The sequence below is a fragment of the Pseudomonas sp. ENNP23 genome (assembly GCF_001728945.1).
GTDB lineage: Bacteria > Pseudomonadota > Gammaproteobacteria > Pseudomonadales > Pseudomonadaceae > Metapseudomonas > Metapseudomonas otitidis.
In genome coordinates, this window is sequence record NZ_LYSP01000022.1 from 1 (window position 1) to 19,032 (window position 19,032).

A 19,032-nucleotide genomic window follows, 5' to 3' on the forward strand; every position below is an offset into this window, starting at 1 on the left:
GCAATAACAGTCAGAAAGCAAGCAAAGTGACCGCAATCATTGCGAACTCCGGTAGCTCAAAAATAAATCACGAATGGCATAGGCATTTAACGCACAGGATTTACGGACACCTCCGAACCCTCTGGCTGCTAACGTCCCCGGACTCACAGCCAGCGCCGGGAGGCTCCCATGAAAGCGATATCCATCCAGGCCGTGCTCGACGGCATCCCCAAACCCCATCCCTTCGCGCCGGCCTGTGCCGAGCTGAAGCCGGTCGCGCCCTTCCAGCCGGGCCCGGCCAGCGTGCAGTTGGGCCACCTGGACGGCGAAGGCCCGTGGCAGCGCCACCCCGAGGGCGACGCGCTGCTGCAGGTGCTGGAAGGTGACGTGGCGATCAGCCTGCTGGCGGTGATCGGGCTGGTGCGCGAGCCCCTGCCGGCGGGCTCGCTCTATGTGGTCCCGCGCGGGCTCTGGTACCGCCTGGAGGCGAAGGCCGCGTCGCTCCTGGCGGTGCTGCCGGAGAAGGGCGAGAGCGAGCGCTCGGCCTACCCGCTGCGGGTGGAGCACAGCGCCTGAAGGCTCAGGCGGCGCGGGGCAGGGCGTCGGCCGGCGCCTCGTCCCGTGCCGGCACAGGGGCCAGCAGGCCCAGGCGCACCAGCACCCAGGGCGCCAGCACCGCAACGAAGGTGCCGATGGCCAGGCCACGGAAGGCCTGCCAGGCCGGGCCCTCCAGGTGCAGCGCCAGCCCGGTGTGCTTTAACCCCCACTGCAGGCCGATGAAGGCCAGCGCGCCGAGCACCGCCGCCGTCACCCGCCGCCACAGCGGCACCGCCACACTGAAACCCACCCGCCGGTAGCCGATGATCACCACCAGCATCAGCCCCGCCAGCAGCGGTATGTAGCTCGGTGGCTCGCCGCGCCAGGTGAGCGCGAAGGCCGTAGCCACCGCCACCACCAGCGCCAGGTGAGCCAGCGCCGGGCCCTCGCGCCAGAAGCGCCAGCGCTTGGCCAGGGCGAACAGGCCGAGGGTCGCCAGGCCCAGGGCGCTGCCGCCGAGCAGGTCCTCGATGTCGTGGGCGCCCAGGTACAGGCGGCTGAACAGGATGCCCGCCACCAGTACGCAGGCCAGGGCCCAGAACCACAGGCGGCGCACTTCCAGCGCCAGCCAGAACCACAGCACCACCGACAGTTGCGCGTGGCCGCTGGGCAGGCCGAAGCTCTCGCCCACCTCGTGGTCCATGCGCAGGGCGATATCCGGGCGCGGGTCCTGCCAGTAGTCCTTGAGCCAGGCGTTGAGCAGCGCGGTCACGGCCACCAGCACCAGCAGGCGAAAGAACACCGTGCGCTGCCAGGCCCAGTAGCCCAGCGGCAGGAAGAAGAGGATGAACTTCTCGTAGCCCAGCAGGGTGAAGAAGCGCATCAGCGGCGTCAGTGCGTCGCTGCGCAGGGGCAGCACCCAGTCCAGACTGTGCAACAGCTCGTTCATGGCGAGTCCTTTCAGGAAGAAGGCGCCTACTGATACGCGAGGACCTGCGAAGCGGCAAGCCTCCGCCGAGCTGGGCCAGCAGCCGGTGGCCTTCATCGTGCTCAAGCCGGGCGCCGAGGAGACGCCCGAAAGCCTGGTCGCCTGGTGCCAGGACGCCATGGCCGTCTACAAAGTACCGGAGGTGCGGCTGCTGCCGGCGATACCGATGACCGCCACCGGGAAGATCAAGAAGAACGAACTGGAGCCCTTGCTGTGAACCGACCCTTCGCACGCCTGCTGATCGCCAACCGTGGCGAGATCGCCATCCGCATCGCCCGCGCCGCCGCCGAGCTGGGCATCGACAGCGTCGCCGTCTACGCCGAGGACGACCACGCCGCCCTGCACACCCGCAAGGCCGACCGCGCCGTGGCCCTCGCCGGCCAGGGCCCGGCGGCCTACCTGGATATCGCCCAACTGGTGGCCATCGCCCGCCGCGAGGGCTGCGACGCCCTGCACCCCGGCTACGGCTTCCTCAGCGAGAACGCCGAACTGGCGCGCCAGTGCGAGGCCGTCGGCATCCGCTTCGTCGGCCCGGCGCCCGAGGCTCTCGAGCTGTTCGGCGACAAGGCCCGCGCCCGCAGCCTGGCCGAGCGCTGTGGCGTGCCCCTGGCCGCCGGCACCAACCGCCCCACCTCGCTGGAAGAGGCCCACGCCTTCCTCGCCAGCCACGGCCCGCTGATGCTCAAGGCCCTGGCCGGCGGCGGCGGGCGCGGCATGCGCCCGGTGCACCGGGCGGAGGAGTTGGACGAGGCCTACGCCCGCTGCCAGTCCGAAGCCCGCGCCGCCTTCGGCCGTGACCACCTCTATGTCGAACGGCTCATCGAAGGCGCCCGGCACATCGAGGTGCAGGTACTCGGCGACGGCGAGCGCGTCAGCCACCTGTGGGAGCGCGATTGCAGCCTGCAACGGCGCCAGCAGAAGCTGGTGGAGATCGCCCCCGCCGTCGATCTCGCTCCGGCCCTGCGCCAGGGGATGCTCGACGCCGCCCTGCGCCTGGCCGGCGAGACGGGCTACCGGGGCCTGGGCACCTTCGAGTTCCTGGTGGACCCGGCCCGGGGCGACTTCGTGTTCATGGAGGCCAACCCGCGCATCCAGGTGGAGCACACCATCACCGAGGCCATCACCGGCGTCGACCTGGTCCAGGCCCAGCTGCACCTGGCGGCTGGCGCCCGCCTGGAGGACCTCGGCCTGGACGAGCCGGTGGCTACGCGCGGGGTCGCCGTGCAGCTGCGGGTGAACCTGGAGACCCAGCTCGCCGACGGCAGCACGCGCCCCGCCGGCGGCACCATCAGCGCCTACGAGCCGCCCAGCGGCCCGGGCCTGCGGGTGGACGGCCACGGCTACGCCGGCTGCACCACCAACCCGCGCTACGACGCGCTGCTGGCCAAGCTGATCGTCCAGGCCGACGACCTGCCCGCCGCCCTGCGCCGGGCCTACCGCGCCCTCTGCGAGTTCCGCCTGGAGGGCGTGGCGAGCAACCTGCACCTGCTGCAGAACCTGCTGCGCCGCCCCGAACTGGTGGCGCCGGTGGACACCCGCTTCCTCGAACGCCACCTGCCCGAGCTGCTGGCGCCCCAGCCCAGCGCCCACCCGCACCTGTTCGTCAGCAGCGCCGCCCCACAGGTCGAATCGGCCAGCGGCATCGACGCCCCGCCCGGCTGCCTGCCGCTGCTGACCCCCAGCCAGGGCGTGCTGGTGAGCCTGGACGTGGCCGAAGGCGACAGCGTGGCCCTGGGGCAGCCGGTGGCGGTGCTGGAGGCGATGAAGATGGAGTTCGTGGTCAAGGCCAGCCACAGCGGCCGCGTACGCGCCCTGGCGGTGCGGCCCGGCGACAGCCTGTTCGAAGGCGCGCCGCTGCTCTACCTGGAGCCTGCAGAGGTGGACGGCGAGGCGGTGGCCAGCGAGGAAAGCCTGGACCTGGCGCACATCCGCGCCGACCTCGCCGAAGTGCTCGAACGCCACGCCATCACCCGCGACGAACGCCGCCCCCAGGCGGTGGCCAAGCGCCGCAAGACCGGCCAGCGCACCACCCGCGAGAACCTCGACGACCTGCTCGACGCCGGCAGCTTCATCGAATACGGCGCCCTCGCCCTGGCCGCCCAGCGCCGGCGCCGCAGCCTGGAGGAGCTGATCGAGCAGAGCCCGGCCGACGGCCTGGTGGCCGGCATCGGCACGGTCAACGCCGACGCCTTCGGCGCCGAGGCCGCCCGCTGCATGACCATCGCCTACGACTACACGGTGTTCGCCGGCACCCAGGGGGTGATGAACCACAAGAAGACCGACCGCATGCTCGGCCTCGCCGAACAGTGGCGCCTGCCCCTGGTGCTGTTCGCCGAGGGCGGCGGCGGTCGGCCGGGGGACTCGGACTTCGTCGGCGTCGCCGGGCTGGACTGCCACACCTTCGTCGCCATGGCCCGGCTCTCCGGCCAGGTGCCGCTGGTGGGCGTCGTCTCCGGTCGCTGCTTCGCCGGCAACGCGGCCCTGCTGGGCTGTTGCGACGTGATCATCGCCACCCGCAACGCCAGCATCGGCATGGCCGGCCCGGCGATGATCGAGGGCGGCGGCCTGGGTCGCTACAGCGCCGAAGAGGTCGGCCCGACCGCCGTGCAGGCGCCCAATGGGGTGATCGACATCCTGGTGGAGGACGAGGCCGAAGCGGTGGCCGCCGCCAAGCGCTACCTGTCCTACTTCCAGGGCCGCCTGGCGGACTGGCGCTGCGCCGACCAGCGTGCGCTGCGCCACGCCATCCCGGAGAACCGCCTGCGGGTCTACGACATCCGCGCGCTGATCGAGACCCTGGCCGACGCGGACTCGGTGCTGGAACTGCGCCGCGCCTTCGCACCGGGGCTGATCACCGCCTTCATCCGCATCGAGGGACGCCCCTTCGGGCTGATCGCCAACAACCCCGCCCACCTCGGCGGCGCCATCGACGCCCAGGCCGGCGACAAGGCCGCGCGCTTCATGCAGTTGTGCAACGCCTTCGGCTTGCCGCTGCTGTCGCTGTGCGACACCCCCGGCTTCATGGTCGGCCCGGAGTCGGAGAAGCAGGCCACGGTGCGCCACGTCTCGCGCATGTTCGTCGCCGCCGCCGCACTGGAGGTGCCGGTGTTCACCGTGGTGCTGCGCAAGGGCTACGGCCTGGGCGCCCAGGCCATGGCCGCCGGCAGCTTCCATTCGCCGCTGTTCACCGTCGCCTGGCCCAGCGGCGAGTTCGGCGCCATGGGGCTGGAAGGCGCGGTGCGCCTGGGCTACGCCAAAGAGCTGGCGGCCGTGGAGGATGCCGGGGAGCGCGAGCGGCTGTTCCGCAGGATGGTCGACAAGGCCTACCAGAACGGCACGGCGATCAACATGGCCAGCTTCCTGGAGATCGACGCCGTCATCGACCCGGAGCAGACCCGCGCCTGGCTCCTGCGCGGCCTCAACGCCACCGCGCCCTCTTCCGCACCGGAAGGCGGCAGGCGATCGTTCGTGGACACCTGGTAGGCCGCCTTCGCGAGCAGAGCTCGCTCCTACAGGCCCTGCCGCAGGAATGAGCGCTGCTCGCGAAGCAACCCAGGTATCGAGCAAGCCCCGGGCTGAAGCCCGGGCTACGGAGCCAAGTGGGAGCGAAACGCCTGTGCCGGGCCTGATCGCGGCTGAATTGGGCCGGCAGTGGCACGGGGTGGCCGTTCCGGCTCGCGGAAATTTCCCAAGCATCTTCGCCGGTCTTGTTGCCGGGGAGGCAGGCGCCTAGCGTCGGCGGGTCATTGCACGACTAGAAGGAGCCTCCCTGTGCGCCACCCGATCCTCTGCTCGGCCCTGCTGATCCTGCCCCTCACCGCTGCCCTGCCATGCCTGGCGGAAGAGCCGGCGGCCGGCAACTCCCTCAAGGAATCGACCAAGGCGGCGGTTTCCTCGGCCATTTCAGCGGGCAAGCACCTGCTGGGTGGCGTGTCCGAGGGCATCACCGAAGGCCGGATCAATACCGAAGGCATCGATGGTGCGGCCGTGGTCGCCGACTACGAGCAACTGACCCAGGTGGGCAGCGTCGAGCTGCTCAGGATGGAGCCGCGTGGCAGCGGCCTGGCGGTCACCCTGGGGTTCCGCAACCGCACCGCGAAACCGCTGCGGATCATCAACCTGCTGGACGGCGGCAGCCTGATTGCCATCGATGCGGACGGCTACTCCAGCCCACTTGCCGCCGGCAACAACCCGGACGAGCTGACCGTTCCCGCCAACGTCGGCGTGCGCCAGGTCTTCCACTTCGAGGCCTCCAGCGAGTCACCCCACCTCATCCGGCTCTGGGGCCATGACCTGAAACCGAAATGACCTGTCATCGGATGCCCGACGCGGCGAGGCCGGGCATCCGACACCATGTCTTGGGCAGGCAAAGCGGCATCAGGTAAACTGCCGCATCTTTTTGCACCCATAACGATTAGCCTGATGCCCACGACGTTCCATGAGATTCCCCGCGAGCGCCCGCTCACGCCCCTGCTCGACCGCGCGGAGACGCCGGACGCGCTGCGTCGGCTGGGCGAGGCCGAGCTGGAAACCCTGGCCGACGAACTGCGCCAGTACCTGCTCTACACCGTCGGCCGGACCGGCGGGCACTTCGGCGCGGGGCTGGGGGTGGTCGAACTGACCATCGCCCTGCACTACGTCTACGACACGCCCGACGACCGGCTGGTCTGGGACGTGGGCCACCAGGCCTACCCCCACAAGATCCTCACCGGTCGCCGCGAGCGCATGGGCACGCTGCGCCAGAAGGACGGCATCGCCGCCTTCCCGCGTCGCTCGGAGAGCGAGTACGACACCTTCGGCGTCGGCCACTCCAGCACCTCCATCAGCGCGGCCCTGGGCATGGCCATCGCCGCCCGCATGCAGGGCTCGGGGCGCAAATCCATCGCCGTGATCGGCGACGGCGCGCTCACCGCCGGCATGGCCTTCGAGGCGCTTAACCATGCCTCGGACGTGCAGGCCGACATGCTGGTGATCCTCAACGACAACGACATGTCGATCTCCCACAACGTCGGCGGGCTGTCCAACTACCTGGCCAAGATCCTCTCCAGCCGCACCTACGCGAGCATGCGCGAGGGCAGCAAGAAGGTGCTCTCGCGCCTGCCCGGCGCCTGGGAGATCGCCCGCCGCACCGAGGAATACGCCAAGGGCATGCTGGTTCCCGGCACGCTGTTCGAGGAACTGGGCTGGAACTACATCGGCCCCATCGACGGCCACGACCTGCCCACCCTGGTGGCCACCCTGCGCAACATGCGTGACCTCAAGGGCCCGCAGTTCCTCCATGTGGTGACCAAGAAGGGCAAGGGCTTCGCCCCGGCCGAGGTCGACCCCATCGGCTACCACGCCATCACCAAGCTGGAGCCGCTGGATGCCCCGGCGGCGCCGAAGAAGCCGTCGGGGCCGAAATACTCCAACGTCTTCGGCCAGTGGCTGTGCGACATGGCCGCCCAGGACCCGCGCCTGGTGGGCATCACCCCGGCGATGAAGGAAGGCTCGGACCTGGTGGCCTTCGCCGAGCGCTTCCCGGAGCGCTATTTCGACGTCGCCATCGCCGAGCAGCACGCCGTGACCCTGGCGGCCGGCATGGCCTGCGACGGCGTGAAGCCGGTGGTGGCGATCTACTCCACCTTCCTCCAGCGCGCCTATGACCAACTGGTCCATGACGTGGCGGTGCAGAACCTCGACGTGCTGTTCGCCATCGACCGCGCCGGCCTGGTGGGCGAAGACGGCCCGACCCACGCCGGCAGCTTCGACCTGTCCTACCTGCGCTGCATCCCCGGCATGCTGGTGATGACCCCGAGCGATGAGAACGAACTGCGCCTGCTGCTGACCACCGGTTACCACTTCCAGGGCCCGGCGGCGGTGCGCTACCCCCGTGGCAGCGGCCCCAACGCGGTCATCGAGCCAGAACTGGCGCCAGTGCCGATCGGCCAGGCAGTGGTTCGCCGCCGTGGCAGCGGCGTCGCCCTGCTGGCCTTCGGCGTGCAACTGGCCGAAGCCCTGCAGGTGGGCGAGCGCCTGGACGCCACGGTGGTGGACATGCGCTTCGTCAAACCCCTGGACGAAGCGCTGCTGCGGGAGCTGGCCGGCAGCCACGGGCTGCTGGTGACCATTGAAGAGAACAGCGTGATGGGCGGCGCCGGTGCTGCGGTCAGCGAGTTCCTCGCCCACGAGAACCTGCAGGTGCCGGTGCTGCACCTGGGCCTGCCGGACTATTACGTGGAACACGCCAAGCCGGCGCAGATGCTGGCCGAGTGCGGCCTGGACGAGGCGGGCATCGAAGCCGCCGTGCGCCAGCGCCTGGCTTTGCTGGAGCCGCAGGCGCCTTCGAAGGCTGCCGGGCTGTAACCCGGGACTCGGCTGCGCCGCTGTGGCGCAGCCGGGCCGGTGATTCACCTCTGGCGGAACAGCCCTTCGCCCCCTTTCCTGTCGCCGCCGCCCTTCCTCAACCGCCTACGGATTTCTGGGCCGCATTCTTCCGGCCATTCCTGCCGGTTCAGGGTGCCTCCGACCTGCGACTGCCAGGTGCCGATGGGGCGCAACCGGGTGGGGCTTCGCGGTTTTAACAAGAGAGCGCTAGCGTGCCTGAGCCAGGCGTTCGCACAGCGCGCGGGTGGCCCCGAGCATCTGGAAACTGGGGCGTTCCAGGCCCCGGTCGGGCACCGCCCAGACCTGCCCGGCGGCCACTGCCGGCAATTGCGGCCAAGCCTGCCAGGCGGCGGCATGGGCCGGCTCGCTGACCAGGATGACGCGGGGCTGGCGCTGCAGTACGGCCTCGATGCCGACCTGGGGCGCCGGCAGGTCGAGGTCGGCGAACAGGTTGCGCGCGCCGCACAGGGCCAGAGCGTCGCTGACGATCTGTCGGCCACCCAGGGTGTACAGCGGGTGGTCCCAGACCTGGTAGAACACCGGCAGCGGCGGCTCGCGGTGGTAGCGCTGGCGCAGCTCGGCCAGGCCGTCGCGGAAGCGCCGGGCCAGGGCCTGGCCTTCGGCGCCACGACCGACCCGGGGGCCGATCTGTTCGAAGACGTCCGCCAGTTCCTCCAGCCGGCGCGGCTCGATCACCAACAAGGGGATGCCGAGCTGTTCCAGGCGCCGCTGCATGGGCGCGCCAACACTGTCAGGCCAGAGCAGGATGAGGTCGGGCGCCAGGGCCACCACGCGCTCTAGCTGCACCTGGCCGTAGTGGCCGACGCTGGGCAGCGCGGTCAGGGCCGCCGGGCGCTCGCCGCCGTCGAGCACGCCCACCAGGCGATCCTCGGCGTGCAGTTCGAGCATGATTTCGCTGAGGGACGGGGCCAGGCTGACCACCCGCCGGGCGCCGTCATCGGCCAGTGCGGGCAGCGCCAGGCCCAGCAGGAGGAGGCCGAGCAGGCAGCGCATCAGGCCAGTTGGCGGGGAATGCGGTAGAGCGACAGCACCACGGCGCTGCTCAGGGCCAGCAGCACCAGGGCCACGGCGTTGAGCCCGGCGAACACGGCGACGGCACCGACCCAGGCGGGCAGGCCGGCGCCCAGCAGGGCGATGCGGCGCACCCGGCGCAGTTCGATCCAGGCTTCGCGCTCGTGGTCGCCGTCCAGTGCCTTTTCGGTGGCGATGAGTGCGCGCTTGTAACCCCGGAACAGCGGCAGGCTGATGAACATGGAGAACAGCGCGGCGACGAACAGGGGCATCTCGAGGGCCGGGAACACCGGGTCACCGGAGCCGAACAGCAGGTTGACCAGGAACAGCGGGCCCAGGGCGGCGCCCAGATGCGCCCACCATTCGAGTGCCAGCAGACGGCGAACCTGGCTGCGGGTCATAGCTCGACTTCGCCCTGGTGCAGGCTGCCCAGCATGTGGCCGAGCTTGCCGGCCTTGGTGGCCAGGTACTTCTTGTTGTGCGGGTTGAGGCCGGTCTGCAGCGGCACGCGTTCGGCGACGCGGATGCCGAAGCCTTCCAGGGCCTTCACCTTGCGCGGGTTGTTGGTCATCAGCTTGATGCTGCTGATGCCCAGGTGTTCGAGCATCGGCAGGCAGAAGGCGTACTCACGCTGGTCGGCGCCGAAGCCCAGCCGTTCGTTGGCCTCGACGGTGTCGGCGCCGCCGTCCTGCAGCTCGTAGGCGCGGATCTTGTTCAACAGGCCGATACCACGGCCTTCCTGGCGCAGGTACAGCAGCACGCCACGGCCGGCTTCGGCGATGGCGCGCAGGGCGGCCTCAAGCTGGAAGCCGCAGTCGCAACGCAGGCTGAACAGGGCATCGCCGGTCAGGCACTCGGAGTGCAGGCGCCCCAGCACGGGCTGGCCGTCGGCGATATCACCCATGGTCAGGGCGACGTGTTCCTTGCCGCTTTCCTCGTCTAGGAAGCCGTGCATGGTGAACAGGCCAAAGGGCGTGGGCAGTTGGGAGGCGGCGACGAAAACGACGGACACCACGGTTCTCCTGGGTTTGCGAAAGGCCGGCATTGTATCAGCAGCGTCTGCCGGCCCGTCAGACTGAATAGTTGGGGATAAGGATCGAAAGGCTTGGCCGGTCGGCTCCGCTCGGAAGCCCTAGAACTTGGACTCCAGGCGCAGCACGCCCTGGTCCTCGCGCCAGCGCACCTGGTTGAGGAAGCTCATGCCCAGCAGCACGTCCACCGGGGCATCGCCCTCCACCACCGCGCCTTCGACGCCGAGCACTTCCAGCGGGCCGATCTTGACCCGGTCAAAGCGCACCCGCCAGGCACGCACGTTGCCGCCGGCGGTACTGGCGGTCATCGGTTTACCCTCGACGCGGTAGTCGAGGCCGAGCATGCGCGCCTGGTTCTCGTTCATCGCCACGCTGGTGGCACCGGTGTCCACCATGAACTGCACGGGGTGACCGTTGATGGCGCCAGCCACCATGTAGTGCCCGTTGTTGCTCCGGGCGATGCTCATCTGCGCCTTGCGCGGCGCGGGCGCGGCGGCGCCGGCACTGCTCGGGGGCGGGGCGGCACTGTTGTATTCGCGACTGAGGGCATAGGGCCGCTCGACGCCGTCGATGCGCAGGACGGCGCCCTTGCTGTCGGCACTGACCACCTGCACGCCGCCGGGGCCGGTCTGGCCGACCCGCACCAGCTTGCGCTGGCCGTCGACGCTGATCACCGCCGCATTGGGGAACAGCCCCACCACCTGCACCACGGGCTCGGCCCAGGCGCTGGTACAGGCCATCAACAACAGGCCAAGGCAGGACAGCTCAACGCGACGCATGGGGTTTCTCCGGTGGGTCGAAGGGGTAGGGTTGCTTCCAGCGGGCGTAGAACGGGCGCAGTTCGCCGCTCGCCACCAGACGCTCCATGCGCTCGTCGAACAAGGCAGCGAACTCGCGGCCGCGTTCGTTGGCTGCGAAACCGACGTAGAGCCGCAGCGAGGTCAGGAAAGTGGCCTGGTAGCGCTCCGGATGAGCCGTCTGGGCGAGCAGCCCGTTGATCTCGGTGCGGGCATCGATGTAGTAGTCCACATGCCCGAGATCGAGCATGGAGAGGATACCGCTGCTGCGCTGGATTTCTTCGAAGTGCTTCAGGTTTGGCAGGTACTGCTGGTAGTCGTAGCCGCGAATCCACACCAGGCGATAGTGACCGAGGGTCTCTAGGCTGGGGACCGGTGCACCGGCCTTGCCAAGGGCACTGATCTGGTCGGCGTCGTAGTGCCAGCGGGGGTAGACGGCACCGGCGACTTCGTCGCGGTAGGCGCCCATCCAGGCATCGGCCTCGTGACGCTGCACCAGCCCCACCGAACGGGTGTAGGGCTCGTTACGGATCTTCAGCCGTACACCCACCGGTTCGTAGACCGCGCGCAGGATGTCCCAGCCAAGGCCGCTGCCGTCGGCATTGGTGTGGCCGGCCCAGACCTCCGAGGCGATGACGATCTCGGGCGCTGCGGCAGAACCTTCGGTTGCCCAGGCAGAGGAAGCCAGCAGTAGAGAAAACACACCGAGGAACCTGCGGAGCATCGTACCGTCTCCCTTCAAATCAGACGCTTGTCAGACCAACGCCCCATACGATCAGGTGCATGGCCAGCCAGGCGAAGACGCCGGCCAGCACATCATCGAGCATGATGCCAACGCCGCCATGCACGTGGCGATCGATCCAGCGGATCGGCCAGGGCTTGAGGATATCCATGACCCTGAACACCACGAAGCCTAGCAGCAGCCAGTGCCAACCCTCGGGCACCAGCCAGAGGGTGATCCACATGCCGACCATCTCGTCCCAGACGATGCCTTCGTGATCGTGCACACGCAGGTCGTCGGCAACCTTGCCGCACAGCCAGAAGCCGAACAGCATGGTCAGTCCGAGCATCAGCCAGTAGCCCCAGTCGGGCAGCATCTGCCACAGCGGGATGAACGGCAGGGCCACCAGCGAGCCCCAGGTACCGGGCGCCTTGGGCAATGTGCCGGAACCGAAGCCGAAGGCGAGGAAGTGCCAGGGGTTGCGCCAGACCGAGTGCGGAACCGGCTGAGCCGGCGCTTGTTGCGGATGATCAGTCACCGTGACTCCCGAAATGTAGATAACCCTGGGCCGGCAGCGGTCGCGCGCAGCCGTCGGCATCCAACAGGTGGACACCTTGGCCGGCTTCGACACGGCCGATCACGGCCAGTGCCGGCCAGGCGGCCTGCACGGCGTCGAGCTGGTGCGGCGGCAGGGTGAACGCCAGGCGGTAGTCGTCACCGCCGGACAGGGCCAGGCCCAGGGCCTGGTCGTGGGGGTAGAGCGCTTGCAGGGCCGGGGACAGCGGGACGCGCCCAGCCTCCAGCCACAGGGCGACGCCGGAAGCGGCGGCGATGTGCCCGCAGTCGGCCAACAGGCCATCGGACACGTCCAGCGCGGCGCTGGCCCGGCCACGCAGGGCCAGCCCGAGAGCGAACTGCGGCGGCGGTGCCCAGAAATGATCCACCAGGGCACGCGCCTCGGGGCCGTCGTCCGACCGCTGGCCGAGCACCAGCGGCAGGGCGCCGCCGGCATCGCCCAGGCTGCCACTCACGCAGAGCAGGTCCCCGGGACGGGCACCGGAGCGCCGCAGCGCGGCGCCAGCCGGCAGGCGTCCGAATACGGTGAGGGTCAGGCTCAAGGGGCCACGGGTAGTGTCGCCGCCCACCAGAGCCAGGCCGCAACGGCGGGCCATGGCGTCGAGGCCGGCAGCCAGGCCTTGCAGCCAGTCGGCGTCGGCAACGGGAAGGGTCAGGGCCAGGGTGAAGCCCAGGGGCGCGGCGCCCATGGCGGCCAGGTCGCTGGCGGACACGGCGAGGGCTCGCTGGCCCAGCCGGAAGGGATCGCACACCAAGGGAAAGTGGACGCCGGCCACCAGGGTGTCGGTGGACACGGCCAACTGCTCGCCCGGTGAGGGCTGCAGCAAGGCGCAGTCGTCGCCGATACCGAGGGCAATGCCTTCGCCACCCGCCGCACAGGCGGCGGAGGCGAAGTAGCGACGGATCAGCTCGAACTCACCCATCGGTGGCGGGGCTCAGCGCTTGCCGCCACGAACCTCGGCAGCACGCAGCCGGGGCGCCAGCTTGTCGAGGACGCCGTTGACGAACTTGTGCCCGTCGGTGGCACCGAAGACCTTGGCCAGCTCGATGCCTTCGTTGATGACCACGCGGTACGGCACGTCGACGCGGTTCATCAGCTCGTAGGTGGAGAGGCGCAGGATGGCCAGCTCGACCGGATCGACCTCTTCCAGGGGGCGATCCAGGCAGGGCAGGAAGGCCTCGTCGATCTCGGTCTTCTGGCGCGGTACGCCATGGAGGATCTCGTGGAAGTAGGCACCGTCCACCTGGCTGAAATCGTTGTCGACGCGGAACTGCGCCTCGATCTCGTTCAGGGGTTGCCCGGCGATGTGCCAGGAGTAGAGCGCCTGCATGGCCAGACTGCGGGCCTGGCGACGCGTGGCGATCTTGCCCTTGGCGGGCTTCTTCGGCGCCTCGGGGGCGTCGTTGTCACGGTTGAAACTCACTTGGCCTCCAAGGCCGCCAGCAGGCTGACCATTTCGAGGGCGGAGAGTGCGGCTTCGGCGCCTTTGTTGCCGGCCTTGGTGCCGGAACGCTCGATGGCCTGCTCGATGGAGTCGACGGTCAGGACGCCGAAGGCGACCGGTACGCCGAACTCCATGGACACCTGGGCCAGGCCCTTGGTGCACTCACCGGCGACGTATTCGAAGTGCGGGGTGCCGCCACGAATGACCGCGCCCAGGGCGATGATGGCAGCGAAATCGCCACGCTGAGCGACCTTCTGGGTGACCAGGGGGATCTCGAAGGCACCGGGGGCACGGATGATGGTGATGTCGTCCTCGGCCACGCCATGGCGGACCAGGGCGTCTACGGCGCCACTTACCAGACTTTCCACGACAAAGCTGTTGAAACGGCCGACCACCAGGGCATAGCGGCCTTTGGGGGCGATGAAGGTACCTTCGATGGTCTTCAGGGGCATGGGCGGGTTCTCGTCAATTAAAGAGCGAAGGCCCCGGCCGTTCACGGCCAGGGCCCTTCGGGTCATTCAGCGGGCAGGTATTCTACAACTTCCAGGTCGAAACCGGATATCGCGTTGAACTTCATCGGCGAACTCATCAGGCGCATCTTGCGTACCCCGAGGTCCCGGAGAATCTGCGAACCGGCACCAACGGTGCTGTAGGTGGAGGGCGTGGTGATCTTGGCCTCGGCGCCCAACTGGCGCTCCAGGTGGGCCAGCAGTTGCGGGCCGGTCAGCGGGTTGCCCAGCAGCAGCACCACGCCGCTGCCGGAGGTGGCCACTTCCTTCATCGCCGCACGCAGGCTCCAGCGGCCGGGCTGGTTGACCATGAACAGGTCGCGCAGCGGGTCCATGTTGTGCACGCGCACCAGGGTCGGTTCGTCCGGGCTGATCTCGCCCAGGGTCAGCGCCATGTGCACGTCGCCTTCCACGGCGTCGCGGTAGGTCACCAGATTGAAGTGCCCCAGCTCGCTGTCCAGCGGCTGTTCGGCGATGCGCTCGACGGTGCGCTCGTGGATCAGGCGGTAGTGGATGAGGTCGGCGATGGTGCCGATCCTGATCCCGTGCTCGGCGGCGAACGCCTCCAGTTCGGGGCGACGGGCCATAGTGCCGTCGTCGTTCATGATCTCGCAGATCACCCCGGACGCCTCGAAGCCGGCCATGCGTGCCAGGTCGCAGGCCGCCTCGGTGTGACCGGCACGGGCCAGCACGCCGCCGGGCTGGGCCATCAGCGGGAAGATGTGGCCGGGGCTGACGATGTCCTCGGCCTTGGCGCCCTTGGCGGCGGCCACCTGCACGGTGCGCGCACGGTCGGCGGCGGAGATGCCGGTGGTGACGCCTTCGGCCGCCTCGATGGAGACGGTGAACTTGGTGCCGAAGCCGGAGCCGTTGCGCGGCGCCATCAGCGGCAGCTTGAGCAGCTCGCAGCGCTCGCGGGTCATCGGCATGCAGATCAGGCCACGGGCGAAGCGCGCCATGAAGTTGATGTGCTCGGCCTGCACGCACTCGGAGGCCATGATCAGGTCGCCTTCGTTCTCACGGTCCTCGTCATCCATGAGGATGACCATCTTGCCCTGGCGGATGTCTTCGATCAGTTCGTCAACGGTATTGAGAGCCATGGGCCCTCCTTATGAGCTTATGAATTCAGCGGTTGAGGTAGCCGTGTTCGGCAAGGAAACCTTCGGTGATGCCGGACGCCTGGGGCTCGGCGGCCTTGTCGCCCAGCAGCAGGCGCTCCAGATAACGGGCCAGCAGGTCCACTTCCAGGTTCACCCGGCGTCCGGGCCGGTAATCCACCATGATGGTTTCCGCCAGGGTGTGCGGAACGATGGTCAACTCGAACTCGGCGCCATTGACCGCGTTTACCGTCAGGCTGGTGCCGTCGACGGTGATCGATCCCTTCAGGGCGATGTACTTGGCCAGTTCACGCGGCGCGCGGACCCTGAATTGGACGGCACGGGCATTGTCTTCCCGAGCGATCACTTCTCCGATGCCATCGACGTGGCCGCTGACCAGGTGGCCGCCGAGGCGGCTGGTGGGGGTGAGGGCCTTTTCCAGGTTCACCGGGCTACCCGGTTTGAGGTCGTCGAAGGCGGTGCGCGCCAGGGTTTCACGGCTGACGTCGGCCCAGAAGCCGTTGCCAGGCAGTTCCACGGCGGTGAGGCAGACACCGTTGACGGCGATGCTGTCGCCGAGCTTGACGTCGCCCAGGTCCAGCTTGCCGGTCTCCACCAGGACCCGGACGTCACCGCCCTTGGGGGTGATGGCGCGAAGGGTGCCGATGGCTTCGATTATGCCGGTGAACATGGTGCCTCCCGAGTCTTGGAGCGGCCGCCATCGGCAGCCTGGGCGAGGACCGGCACGCGAACGGCCTGGGCCGCGCGGTTCGGTCGAAGGGGGTTGAGCATGTCGATCTCCTGTTCGGTGAGAAACAGGGCTCTGGATCGAATGGGACTTCGCGGACGCGCGAACGCGCACCCAGGCGGGCAATCCCGTTCTCTCTTCATCCGGACTGTGACCGTCGGCCCCGGGATCACACCGGGTCTGCTGACCTTCCCCTCGCCATGGCGACCGGGAAGCGCTCGCGGGCTATGCGCGTGGCGCAATTACCGCCGGTGGGGACTTCCACCCCGCCCTGAGAACGTTCCGGCCTTCCGTTCCAGAAGGCCGAGCGCGTTTTTAACACAGGGCGCGGCCCGCTCCAAGCCGGTCGTCTCGATGGAAATGATCAGCTATCGAGCCGCCGAGGGTAGCGGCACGGCAATGATCCGCCAGTCGTCACCGACGGCGCGCACTTCGGTGATCTTCAACTGCGGCGCCTCGGCCATCCGCGCCAGGGGCCAGTCCAGCAGGGGACGGGCGCTGGAGCCGAGCAGGCGACCGGCCATGAAGATCTGGAACTCATCCACCAGGCCCGCCCGGGCGAAGGCACCAGCCAGGCGCGGCCCAGCCTCCACCAGCACTTCGTTGGCACCGCGCGAGCCCAGCTCCAGCAGCAAGCGACGCAGGTCGACATGGCCGTTGCTGCTCGGCACTGCCAGCAGTTCGTGGCCTTCTTCCTGGAAGCGATCCCGCGCCGAGGCCACCGCGCAGGTGGCCACCAGGGCCTTGCCGACCTGGTAGAAGGGCGCGGAAAGCGGCACCCGCAGACGGCCGTCCACCAGCACCCGCTGCGGCGGGCGGGTCAAAGCCAGGGCGGTCAGTTCGGCGTTCAGGCCCAGTTCGTCGGGGCGCACGGTCAGGCGGGCGCCGTCGGTGAGCACGGTGTCGGCACCGGTCAGCACCACACTGGCCCGCGCCCGCAGGCGCTGCACGGCGGCACGGGCGGCCGGGCCGGTGATCCACTGGCTTTCACCACTGGCCATGGCGGTGCGGCCGTCCAGGCTCATGGCGAGCTTGACGCAGACGAAGGGCAACCCGATCTCCATGCGCTTGATGAAGCCGGCATTGAGTGCCCGCGCCTCGCTCTCCAGCACCCCGGACTGCACGGCGATGCCGGCGTCCATCAGGCGCAGCAGGCCACGGCCGGCCACCTGGGGGTTGGGGTCCTGCATGGCGGCGACTACCCGGGCAATACCGGCATTCACCAGCGCATCGGCACAGGGCGGGGTCCGCCCGTGGTGGCTGCACGGTTCCAGGGTCACGTAGGCCGTGGCCCCCCTGGCGCGCTCGCCGGCCTGGCGCAGGGCATGCACCTCGGCGTGGGGCTCGCCGGCGCGGGCGTGCCAGCCTTCGCCGACCACCTGGCCGTCACGGACGATCACGCAGCCGACGCGGGGATTGGGGTGGGTCGAATAGAGGCCCTTGCGGGCCAGTTCCAGCGCACGGGCCATGAAGGCCTGGTCGGATGCGGTCATGCCTTAGTCTTTGGAAGGCTCACGGGCCAGCCGCTCGATTTCCTCGCGGAACTCGTTGAGGTCCTGGAAGCGGCGATAGACCGAAGCGAAGCGGATGTAGGCCACCTCGTCGAGCTTCTGCAGCTCGACCATCACCAGCTCGCCCAGCACCCGCGACTTCACCTCGCGCTCGCCGGTGGCGCGCAGCTTGTGCTTGATGTGGGCGATGGCCTCCTCGAGACGCTCGATGCTCACCGGGCGCTTCTCCAGCGCCCGTTGCATGCCGGCGCGGAGCTTGTCCTCGTCGAAGGGCTGGCGGCTGCCGTCCTGCTTGATCAGGCGTGGCATCACCAGTTCGGCGGTCTCGAAGGTGGTGAAGCGCTCCTCACAGGCCAGGCACTCGCGGCGACGGCGGACCTGATCGCCTTCCGCGACCAGTCGCGAGTCGATCACCTTGGTGTCATGGGCGCCGCAGAAGGGACAGTGCATGGCGGGGAGGGGCTATGGCGGAAATGAAGGCCACATGGTAGCGCATCTCCCTGGCAAGACAAGCAACCGAGGTTTGAGCTATAAGGCCGCGCACACCGCCTGTACCCCCTTGGCCAGGAGTCATGATGCGTCCGCTCTACATCCTTTCCCTCGCCGCCCTGCTGGCCGCCTGCGCCGGCGAGCCGCCCGCCGAACCCACACCCGCGAAACCGCTCGCCAAGCCCGCCGCCGAGCAGCCGTTGCCCGCCCACATGCGCGCGCTGGACGGCCAGTTGCTGGGGGCCCCGGCCGGCAGCAACGTGGAGCTGGCCTTGCTGGCGGTGGACAGCCGCGACCGCCCGCTGCGCCTGCTCGGCAGCCTCCGCCTCGACGGCACCGGCACTGCCCTGCCCTTCCGCCTGATCTTCAATCCCGAGGCTTTCCCCCGGGACCTGCGGGTGGAGCTGCGCGCCCGGGTCAGCCAGTCCGGCCAACTGATCCAGCGCCTCGCCCCACGGCGCATCCCGGCAGCGGAAAGCCAGTCCCTGGGCACCTTGCAACTGGAGGCCGCACCATGACGCCGCCCTCGACGCTGCAGGCACCGCTCGCCCAACTGCTGGGCGATGCCCACCTGCGCGCCGAAACGCTGCCGGGCACCGACCTGCGCCTTTGGCTGATCGATCCCGACAACATGGACCGCGCCTTCGACGCCGACGAGACCCGGCGCATCCTCGAAGAGCCGCCCTACTGGTGCTTCTGCTGGGCCAGCGGCCTGGCTCTGGCACGCTGGTTCGCCGAGCAGCCCCACTGGGTCGCCGGCAAGCGCGTGCTGGACTTCGGCGCCGGCTCCGGCGTAGCGGCCATCGCCGCCGCCAAGGCCGGCGCGGCGGAAGTGGTGGCCTGCGACCTCGACCCGCTGGCCCTGGAGGCCTGCCGCGCCAATGCCGAACTGAACGGCGTGACGCTCGGCTACAGCGCCGACTTCTTCGCCGAGGCCGACCGCTTCGACCTGGTGGTGGTGGCCGACGTGCTCTACGACCGCGCCAACCTGCCGCTGCTGGACCACTTCCTCAGCCGGGGCCGCGAAGCACTGGTGGCCGACTCCCGCGTGCGCGACTTCGCCCACCCGCACTACAGCCGCCTGACCATGCTGGAGGCCTGCACCTGGCCGGACCTGGCCGAACCCGAGCAGTTCCGCCATGTGAGCCTGTACCACGCCGCTCGCCACCCACCCGGTAGGCGCGCAGCGTTAGCGGCCGTATGATT

General features: G+C 69.3%; 21 protein-coding genes and 1 riboswitch. Of the genes, 7 read left to right on the top strand and 14 right to left on the bottom strand.

Going from position 1 to position 19,032, the window contains the following annotated elements; translation table 11 throughout:
• The first annotated feature begins 168 nt into the window (after nucleotides 1-168).
• Entirely contained in the window at nucleotides 169-555 is a 387-nt protein-coding gene (locus tag A9G05_RS13665; RefSeq protein WP_069561505.1) for a hypothetical protein, read from the top strand.
• A gap of 4 nt (nucleotides 556-559) precedes the next feature.
• On the opposite strand, the gene A9G05_RS13670 is transcribed toward A9G05_RS13665, so the two are convergent.
• Nucleotides 560-1,465 (bottom strand): phosphatase PAP2 family protein, encoded by a 906-nt coding sequence (locus A9G05_RS13670; protein WP_069561506.1) that lies wholly within the window; start codon nucleotides 1,463-1,465, stop codon nucleotides 560-562.
• Between A9G05_RS13670 and A9G05_RS26625 the strand changes: the two genes are divergently transcribed.
• The 4 genes from A9G05_RS26625 to dxs all read left to right on the top strand — a co-directional run bounded on the left by A9G05_RS26625 (nucleotide 1,464) and on the right by dxs (nucleotide 7,849).
• Nucleotides 1,464-1,721 (top strand): hypothetical protein, encoded by a 258-nt coding sequence (locus tag A9G05_RS26625; RefSeq protein ID WP_256548401.1) that lies wholly within the window; start codon nucleotides 1,464-1,466, stop codon nucleotides 1,719-1,721. The genes A9G05_RS13670 and A9G05_RS26625 overlap by 2 nt on opposite strands.
• Entirely contained in the window at nucleotides 1,718-4,987 is a 3,270-nt protein-coding gene (locus tag A9G05_RS13675) for a carboxyl transferase domain-containing protein (RefSeq protein WP_069561507.1), read from the top strand. Before A9G05_RS26625 ends, A9G05_RS13675 begins: the two co-directional genes overlap by 4 nt.
• A gap of 288 nt (nucleotides 4,988-5,275) precedes the next feature.
• Nucleotides 5,276-5,812, top strand: coding sequence for a hypothetical protein (locus A9G05_RS13680; RefSeq protein WP_240915809.1), 537 nt, complete (start codon nucleotides 5,276-5,278; stop codon nucleotides 5,810-5,812).
• Nucleotides 5,813-5,926: 114 nt separating this feature from the next.
• Nucleotides 5,927-7,849, top strand: a complete 1,923-nt coding sequence (gene dxs, locus A9G05_RS13685; protein ID WP_069561508.1) for a 1-deoxy-D-xylulose-5-phosphate synthase — start codon at nucleotides 5,927-5,929, stop codon at nucleotides 7,847-7,849.
• A gap of 228 nt (nucleotides 7,850-8,077) precedes the next feature.
• Here the strand turns inward: dxs and A9G05_RS13690 are convergent, their stop codons facing one another.
• From A9G05_RS13690 to nrdR, 13 genes are all read right to left on the bottom strand, one after another.
• Nucleotides 8,078-8,884, bottom strand: a complete 807-nt coding sequence (locus tag A9G05_RS13690; RefSeq protein ID WP_083272581.1) for a cobalamin-binding protein — start codon at nucleotides 8,882-8,884, stop codon at nucleotides 8,078-8,080.
• Entirely contained in the window at nucleotides 8,884-9,303 is a 420-nt protein-coding gene (locus tag A9G05_RS26630; RefSeq protein WP_083265732.1) for an MFS transporter, read from the bottom strand. Before A9G05_RS26630 ends, A9G05_RS13690 begins: the two co-directional genes overlap by 1 nt.
• Entirely contained in the window at nucleotides 9,300-9,914 is a 615-nt protein-coding gene (ribA, locus tag A9G05_RS13695; protein ID WP_069561510.1) for a GTP cyclohydrolase II, read from the bottom strand. The genes A9G05_RS26630 and ribA overlap by 4 nt, the downstream gene beginning before the upstream one ends.
• A gap of 120 nt (nucleotides 9,915-10,034) precedes the next feature.
• Nucleotides 10,035-10,712, bottom strand: a complete 678-nt coding sequence (locus tag A9G05_RS13700; RefSeq protein WP_069561511.1) for a TIGR02281 family clan AA aspartic protease — start codon at nucleotides 10,710-10,712, stop codon at nucleotides 10,035-10,037.
• A complete protein-coding gene (locus tag A9G05_RS13705; protein ID WP_069561512.1) occupies nucleotides 10,699-11,454 on the bottom strand; it encodes an ABC transporter substrate-binding protein in 756 nt (251 codons plus the stop codon). The genes A9G05_RS13700 and A9G05_RS13705 overlap by 14 nt, the downstream gene beginning before the upstream one ends.
• A 19-nt stretch (nucleotides 11,455-11,473) precedes the next feature.
• Entirely contained in the window at nucleotides 11,474-11,989 is a 516-nt protein-coding gene (locus A9G05_RS13710) for a phosphatidylglycerophosphatase A (RefSeq protein WP_069561513.1), read from the bottom strand.
• Nucleotides 11,982-12,950, bottom strand: coding sequence for a thiamine-phosphate kinase (gene thiL, locus A9G05_RS13715; RefSeq protein ID WP_069561514.1), 969 nt, complete (start codon nucleotides 12,948-12,950; stop codon nucleotides 11,982-11,984). The genes A9G05_RS13710 and thiL overlap by 8 nt, the downstream gene beginning before the upstream one ends.
• A 12-nt stretch (nucleotides 12,951-12,962) precedes the next feature.
• Complete coding sequence (gene nusB, locus A9G05_RS13720; RefSeq protein ID WP_069561515.1) at nucleotides 12,963-13,451, bottom strand: transcription antitermination factor NusB; 489 nt, start codon at nucleotides 13,449-13,451, stop codon at nucleotides 12,963-12,965.
• Nucleotides 13,448-13,924 carry a 6,7-dimethyl-8-ribityllumazine synthase gene (ribE, locus tag A9G05_RS13725; RefSeq protein WP_069561516.1) on the bottom strand — a complete coding sequence of 159 codons (477 nt, stop codon included), beginning with the start codon at nucleotides 13,922-13,924 and terminating at the stop codon, nucleotides 13,448-13,450. Before ribE ends, nusB begins: the two co-directional genes overlap by 4 nt.
• Before the next feature lie 62 nt (nucleotides 13,925-13,986).
• A complete protein-coding gene (gene ribBA / locus A9G05_RS13730; RefSeq protein ID WP_069561517.1) occupies nucleotides 13,987-15,081 on the bottom strand; it encodes a bifunctional 3,4-dihydroxy-2-butanone-4-phosphate synthase/GTP cyclohydrolase II in 1,095 nt (364 codons plus the stop codon).
• Nucleotides 15,082-15,106: 25 nt separating this feature from the next.
• Nucleotides 15,107-15,769, bottom strand: a complete 663-nt coding sequence (locus A9G05_RS13735; protein ID WP_069561518.1) for a riboflavin synthase — start codon at nucleotides 15,767-15,769, stop codon at nucleotides 15,107-15,109.
• A gap of 183 nt (nucleotides 15,770-15,952) precedes the next feature.
• A riboswitch (FMN riboswitch) is annotated at nucleotides 15,953-16,109 on the bottom strand.
• A gap of 85 nt (nucleotides 16,110-16,194) precedes the next feature.
• Complete coding sequence (gene ribD / locus A9G05_RS13740) at nucleotides 16,195-17,319, bottom strand: bifunctional diaminohydroxyphosphoribosylaminopyrimidine deaminase/5-amino-6-(5-phosphoribosylamino)uracil reductase RibD (protein WP_069561519.1); 1,125 nt, start codon at nucleotides 17,317-17,319, stop codon at nucleotides 16,195-16,197.
• A gap of 3 nt (nucleotides 17,320-17,322) precedes the next feature.
• Complete coding sequence (gene nrdR / locus A9G05_RS13745; protein ID WP_044402522.1) at nucleotides 17,323-17,787, bottom strand: transcriptional regulator NrdR; 465 nt, start codon at nucleotides 17,785-17,787, stop codon at nucleotides 17,323-17,325.
• Nucleotides 17,788-17,912: 125 nt separating this feature from the next.
• Here nrdR and A9G05_RS13750 point away from each other — a divergent pair, with 125 nt between their 5' ends.
• Together A9G05_RS13750 and A9G05_RS13755 are read left to right on the top strand one after the other, a co-directional pair.
• Nucleotides 17,913-18,344, top strand: a complete 432-nt coding sequence (locus A9G05_RS13750) for a YbaY family lipoprotein (RefSeq protein WP_069561520.1) — start codon at nucleotides 17,913-17,915, stop codon at nucleotides 18,342-18,344.
• Entirely contained in the window at nucleotides 18,341-19,030 is a 690-nt protein-coding gene (locus A9G05_RS13755; protein WP_069561521.1) for a methyltransferase, read from the top strand. Before A9G05_RS13750 ends, A9G05_RS13755 begins: the two co-directional genes overlap by 4 nt.
• Nucleotides 19,031-19,032 lie beyond the last annotated feature (2 nt).